The 6,186-nt window shown below is 76.5% G+C and carries 6 protein-coding genes; all 6 read left to right on the forward strand.

Annotated elements, in window-relative coordinates; translation table 11 throughout:
- Positions 1 to 126: 126 nt before the first annotated feature.
- Positions 127 to 1,053 (forward strand): V-type ATPase subunit, encoded by a 927-nt coding sequence (locus tag GUY61_RS33010; protein ID WP_166634001.1) that lies wholly within the window; start codon positions 127 to 129, stop codon positions 1,051 to 1,053.
- A 4-nt stretch (positions 1,054 to 1,057) separates the two neighbouring features.
- Entirely contained in the window at positions 1,058 to 2,662 is a 1,605-nt protein-coding gene (locus GUY61_RS33015) for a V-type ATPase 116kDa subunit family protein (protein ID WP_243766924.1), read from the forward strand.
- Positions 2,659 to 3,090: an ATP synthase subunit C gene (locus GUY61_RS33020; protein ID WP_166634002.1), complete on the forward strand. Its 432-nt coding sequence runs from the start codon at positions 2,659 to 2,661 to the stop codon at positions 3,088 to 3,090. The genes GUY61_RS33015 and GUY61_RS33020 overlap by 4 nt, the downstream gene beginning before the upstream one ends.
- A gap of 2 nt (positions 3,091 to 3,092) precedes the next feature.
- Positions 3,093 to 3,338, forward strand: coding sequence for a hypothetical protein (locus GUY61_RS33025; protein ID WP_208106760.1), 246 nt, complete (start codon positions 3,093 to 3,095; stop codon positions 3,336 to 3,338).
- Complete coding sequence (locus GUY61_RS33030; protein ID WP_166634004.1) at positions 3,335 to 3,871, forward strand: hypothetical protein; 537 nt, start codon at positions 3,335 to 3,337, stop codon at positions 3,869 to 3,871. The genes GUY61_RS33025 and GUY61_RS33030 overlap by 4 nt, the downstream gene beginning before the upstream one ends.
- Positions 3,853 to 6,186: V-type ATP synthase subunit A (locus GUY61_RS33035; protein ID WP_166634005.1), on the forward strand; the 2,334-nt coding region annotated here is incomplete at its 3' end. The genes GUY61_RS33030 and GUY61_RS33035, both read left to right, overlap by 19 nt.

The raw sequence follows: 6,186 nt of genomic DNA on the forward strand, positions 1-6,186 counted from the left end.
GTGCGGAGCCTGGGGCCCGGGCGGGCGAGGGCGAGGGCGGTGGCGCGGAGCGGGAGGGCCGGGCAGGGCGTGGAGCCGGGGGCCCTGGCGGCCCCGGGCGCGGGAAGCGGTAGAGGAGAGGGCGACGTGGGAGCCGGATGGGTCGCGGGAGCGACGCGGGCGAAGGCCATGGCCTCGGCACGCGTCGGCGCCGAGGGCGCGCGCGAACTGTCCGCGGCGGCCACCCTCCCCGACGCGCTGCGCGGCCTGCGCGGCACCCCGTACCGCAGGGACCTCGACCCGCGTGCCGGACTCGCCGCGGCCCAGCGGGCAGTCTCCGCCGCCGCGCTGTGGCGGCTGCGGGTCCTGGCCGGCTGGCAGCCCCGGGCCGGCGTCGCCGCACTGCGGCTGCTCTGCTCCGACTACGAGATCGCCAACACCGAGGAACACCTTCGCGCCCTCACCGGCGGGGAGCAGCCCCGGCCCTACCGACTGGGAGCGCTGGCCACCGCGTGGCGGCGGCTGGCCGCCACCACCACACCGGACCGGCTGCGCGCCGCGCTGGCCGGCTCCGCCTGGGGTGACCCGGGCGCCGCCACCCCCGCCGCCGTGGCCACCGGCATGCGGCTGTCCGCAGCCGACCGGCTCGCGTCCGGTGTCCCGCAGGCGGCCCTCTGGGCCGCCGGCCGGGCCGCGCTGCTCGTGGCGCGCGAGACCTTCCTGCTGGGCCGCCGGCCCGAACCACCGGCCGCGGGGCGCGCGGCCCGCCTGCTCGGCCGGCCGGCCCTGGACGCCGGCACCTACGAGGAGTTCCGCGACCGTCTTCCCGCCCCGGCCCGCTGGGCGCTGGAGGGCGCCGCGGGCCCGCGGGAGCTGTGGCGCTGCGAGGCACGCTGGTGGGCCAGGGTCGAGCGGGACTCGCTCGAAGCCCTGCGCAGGACGCGCTTCGACAGCTCACCCGTGGTGGCGGCCGCGGCGCTGATGTCCGCGGACGCCTGGCGGGTGCGGGCCGCACTGGAGGCCGCCGCGCACGGCGGCCGGGCACGGGAGGCGTTCGATGCCGTCCTGGACTGAGAGCATGCGACCGGCCCGTATGCAGCGGATCGCGATCGTCGTACCGCGCGCCGCCCTGCGCGACGCGCTGGTGAAGGTCGCCGGCACCGGCTGCGTGGAGATCGACGGCGTGCCCGAGGCCGGCGAAGCCTCCAGGGGCCCCGCCGCGCGGCGGCTGCAACTGCTGCGCTCCCCGGCCACCCCGCCCATGCTGTCCGCCGCGGCGCCCGACCTCGACGACCTCGCCGAACGGGAGCGGGCCGACCTGCTGTCCGGCGAGGCGGAACTGGAGGCGCACAGCGAGGCCGCCGTGGAACGGGGACCCGTGCGGGCGCTCGCCGGCTGGTGCCCCGCATCTGAGGTGCCGCGCCTGACCGAGCTGCTGAAGGAGACCGGCGGCGCCGTCGTACCGCTGCGCACACCCCGTGGCGTCGACCCTCCGACGCTGCTCACCGACGAGGGCGCGGTGCGCAAGTCCTTCGTCCCGCTGGTGCGCACCTATGGCACGGTGCCCTACGCCGACGTCGACCCCACCATCCCCGCCGGGATCGCCTACGTCGTCATGTTCGGCATGATGTTCGGCGACGCGGGACACGGGGCGCTGCTTCTCGTGGCGGCCCTCCTGCTGCGCGCCGGCCGCCCCCGCGCCCTGGCCCACCTGCGGTACCTGTGGCCGTTCGTCGCCGCGGCCGCGACGACGAGCATCGCGGCGGGCTTCGCCTACGGAGAGTTCTTCGGACCCACCGGGGTACTTCCCGTGCTGTGGCTGAATCCCCTGGACGAGCCCGTGCGGCTGCTGACGAGCGCGGTGTTCCTCGGAGCGGTACTGCTGGCCCTGTCGTACGCCGTCGGCATCGTCAACCGATGGCGCGAGGGCGGCCCCGCCGGGGCGCTGTACGCCGCGTCGGGCGTCGCGGGCGCCACCCTGTTCGTCTCTCTGGCCCTGGCGGCGGGCGGTCTGGCACTCCACCTGACGGCCCTGCTGGTGGCCGGGGCGGCCGCGGCCGCCACCGGACTGGCACTGGCCGCCACCGGCATCTACGCCGGCACCGGCGGTGGCGCGTCCGGGGTCGTGCAGACCGGGATCCAGCTGTTCGACGTGGTGATCCGCATCGGCGCCAATGTGGTCTCCTTCGCGCGGCTCGCCGCGTTCGGCCTCACCCACGCGGCGCTGGGCGGCATCGTCTGGCAGGGCACCACCGGCCTCGCCGCGGGCGGACCGGCAGCCATCGTCCTCGCGGTGCTCGTGTTCACCCTCGGCAACGCGCTTACCTTCGCCCTGGAGGCGCTGGTGGCAGGGGTGCAGGCACTGCGCCTGGAGTTCTACGAACTGTTCTCCCGGGTGTTCGAGGGCGAGGGCAGGCCCTTCCGTCCCTGGCGGATACCCACGGCAGACCCCACTGGCGACCCCACTGGCGACCAGACTGGCGACCAGACTGGCGACCCCACGCCGGCCCCCGGGGGACCCACAGCGGAGCGCACCGCGGACCGGACCGCGAACGGCGGACCGGCCCAGGCCCCGGGCCGCGGCATGGACCGTACCGCTGACCCGGGCACGGACCGTACCGCGAACCCCGGCACGGACCGAGGCACGCAACGGACGACGAAACGAACGGAGGTGGCGACGTGATCACCTGGCTGATCGCTCTGCCCCTGATCGTCGTGGCCTTCGCCGCGACCCGGCGGCTGCTCGGGCGGCACGGCCGCACCGGACTGCGGGCCGTCCTCGCGGCGAACGCGGCACTGTTCGTCGGAGCGATGGTGCTCCTGCTCGTAGCGCTCAGCGGCGACCCGGCCCAGGCCGACGCCGTTCCCGCGGCCGCCCAGGCAGCCCAGGACTCCGGCTCCGGTTCCGCCGCGCTGATCGGCGCCGCCATCAGCGTGGCCGGGGCGTCCATCGGCGCGGCGATCGCCGTCGCCTACACGGGGGCCGCCGCCCTGGCCGTGATGAGCGAGCGCCCCGAGGTCTTCGGCCGGGCCATGGTCATCGTCGGACTCGCGGAAGGCATCGCCATCTACGGCCTGGTTGTCGCGATCATGCTGATCGGAGAAGCATGACCATGAACCGTTCCGTCGCCGTGGCCCTGGGCGAGCGGACCCGCGTCGCAGCGCTCGTGCCGGCCGGCGTCGCCGCGCTCTCCGCCGAGACCCCCCACGCCGTCCGCGCGGCCTGGGACGCCCTGCCGCCGGACGTGTCACTCGTGATCCTCACCCCGGCCGCGGCCGCCGCGCTCGGCCCCGCCGTCCTCGACCCCGAGGGCCCGCTCGACCGCGAAGGACCGCTCACCGCGGTGATGCCCGGATGAAGACGCCCGTGCAGCAGCGGACCGACGCCGCGCTCGACCCCGTGCGCGAGGCACTGCTGCGCGCGGCACGCGCCGACGCACAGGCCGAACTCGACCGGGCCGACGCGGACGCCGCCGCGACGGTGGCAGCCGCCGAGGTGCGGGCCCGCGCCCTTCTGGACGAGGCGCGACGGCAGGGCGAGGCGGCCGGCGAGGCCGTCGGGGCCGCCGACCGCGTCCGGGCACGCAGAGCCGCACGCGCCCGTGACCTGGCCGCACGCCGGGAGATCTGGGACGAACTGTGCGAGCGGGTCGTCGGTGCCGTCCGGGAACTGCGCCACACCGCGGACTACCCCCTCGTACGGCAGCGGCTGGCCGAGCGGATCCGGCACACCCTCGGGCCGGGCGCCCGGATCGAGGAGGACCCCGGCGGAGGGCTCACGGGTGAGGGGAACGGCCGGCGCGTCGACTGCACGCTCGACCGTCTCGCCCGGGTCTGGCTGGCGGACCGGGCGGGCGCGGAGGTGGAGACGCTGTGGACACGGACACCCTGACGAACGCGTCGGCGAACGCGCGCCCGGTCGCCTCGGAGGCCCCCGGGCCCGCCGCCCCGCGCCCGGCCGGGCGGATTCTGCGTGTCGCCGGCCCTCTCGTCGAGGCCAGGTGCCCCGAGGGCACCGCCATGTACGACCTGATCGCCCTCGGCGAGGCCGGACTGCCCGGCGAGATCGTGGCGATCAGCCAGGACATCGTCACCGCCCAGGCGTACGAGTACACCGGCGGACTCGCCCCCGGCGAGCCGGCCCGCCCTCTGGGCATGCCGCTGTCCGCGCGGCTCGGACCCGGCCTGCTCGGCGGGATCTTCGACGGACTGCTGCGCCCGCTCGTCGGCGCGCCGGACTGGCTCGCGCCCGGTGCCCGCGTCGAACACGCCGTGCGGGAATGGGACTTCACACCCACCGTGGAGGAAGGCGCGACGGTCACGGAGGGGCAGCCGCTCGGTGACATCGGGGGAGCCGGGCCGGTCGCGCTGCGCGTGCTGGTGCCTCCGGGCCGCGCCGGCAGGGTCGAGCGGATCTCCCTGCCCGGCAGGTACACGGAGGACACCGTCGTCGCCGTGGTCGGCGGCACCGACGTCCGGATGTCCAGCGAGTGGCCCGTCCGGCGGCCTCGGCCGGTGCGCGGACGCACCGAGATGCAGGGGCCGCTGAACACCGGGCAGCGGGCCATCGACCTGCTCTTCCCGGTCGCGCTCGGCAGCACCGTCGCCGTACCCGGCGGGTTCGGCACCGGTAAGACCGTACTGCTCCAGCAGATCGCGAAGTGGTGCGACGCCGACGTCATCGTCTACGTCGGCTGCGGGGAGCGCGGCAACGAGATGGCAGACGTCATCGACGAGTTCTCCGCGCTGGAGGACCCAAGGACCGGAGGGCGGCTCGCCGAGCGGACCGTGACCGTCGCGAACACATCCAACATGCCGATGATGGCCCGCGAGGCGAGCATCCACACGGGGGTGACCGTCGCCGAGTACTTCCGTGACATGGGCCTCGACGTCGTCGTCATCGCGGACTCCACGTCCCGCTGGGCCGAGGCACTGCGCGAATTCGCCTCGCGCACCGGGGCACTGCCCGCCGAGGAGGGCTACCCGGCAGGACTCGCCTCCTCGATCGCGGCCTTCTACGAACGTGCCGGCACCGTGACCACCCTCGGCGGAGGACGCGGCTCCGTCACCGTGATCGGCGCGGTCTCGCCGCCCGGCGGGGACATGGCGGAACCCGTCACCTCGCACACCCAGCGCTTCGTCCGCTGCCTGTGGACCCTGGACCGCGAACTCGCCTACGCCCGCCACTACCCGGCGGTCTCCTGGGCGGAATCCTTCTCCCGGGACGCCCGCGCCCTCGGCGAGTGGCGCGCCGCGTCCGGCGACCCGGGCTGGGCCGGGCGGCGCGCCCGGGTGGCGGAACTGCTCGCCGAAGCGGGGCGGCTCGCCGACCTCGTCGACCTGGTCGGGATCACCGCGCTGCCGGACCAGGAGCGGATCAGCGTGCTCGGCGGACGGCTCGTCAGGGAGGGGCTGCTCCAGCAGAGCGCGCTCTCCGAGCAGGACGCGTACAGCGCGCCGGAGAAGACGGCGGCGCTGGCCGATGCGGTCCTGGAGACCGTCGACCGCTGCCGCGACATGGTCCGCGCGGGGACTTTGGCGGCGGACATCGAGGAAATGGATTTCGGCCCGCTGCTGCGCGCCCGCGAGGACGCGGGCCCGCGCGACGCCGCACGCGTGGAGTCCGCCCGCGCGCGCATGCTCACCGCCCTGCGCCGAGGCACGGCCACCGCCCGCCACGACACCCTTCACGGCACACCGGACGCCGGCCCGCCGGCCCCCGGCACGGACGCCGGGCCTGCCCCGGAGGCCACGTGGTCCGGGGCAGGGACCGGTGGTGAGCCGGCCGGCGGCACGGGACGCACCGGCTCCGGCCCGCCGCGGGCGGGTGCGCTGGCCGCGACCGCGACCGCGACCGCGACCGCGGTCGCGGTCGCGGGACGGGACGCGGGCCCGGTCCCTGGCCCCGGAGGCAGCGGGGGCCCGGTTCCCGGCCCCGGAGGCACCATGCGCCATGAGCCGGAGGCGACGGCGGAACCGGCCGGATCCGGACGGCCAGGAGCAGGCCCGCCCCAGGCGGATTCCAGGGGCGACGCCGGCTCCCCGGCGCCGGGCACTCATGTGCCGTCGGGCCTGCGTGCCGGGCCCGGAGCACCGGGTGGGGCTCCCGGACCCGGCGGGGACCCGGGGCGGGCGGCAGCGTCTCACCGCGTCGCGTCCGGCCGGGAACAGGGCGCGCAAACCGGTGCGGCACGGGCCGTGGAAGCG

Source organism: Streptomyces sp. GC420, from assembly GCF_009916105.1.
Classification (GTDB): domain Bacteria; phylum Actinomycetota; class Actinomycetes; order Streptomycetales; family Streptomycetaceae; genus Streptomyces.

Bases quoted from the DNA above. Each gene is read 5' to 3' on its own strand.
- GUY61_RS33030 (WP_166634004.1), top strand. From the start codon at position 3,335: ATGAAGACGCCCGTGCAGCAGCGGACCGACGCCGCGCTCGACCCCGTG.
- GUY61_RS33025 (WP_208106760.1), top strand. From the start codon at position 3,093: ATGAACCGTTCCGTCGCCGTGGCCCTGGGCGAGCGGACCCGCGTCGCA.
- GUY61_RS33015 (WP_243766924.1), top strand. From the start codon at position 1,058: ATGCGACCGGCCCGTATGCAGCGGATCGCGATCGTCGTACCGCGCGCC.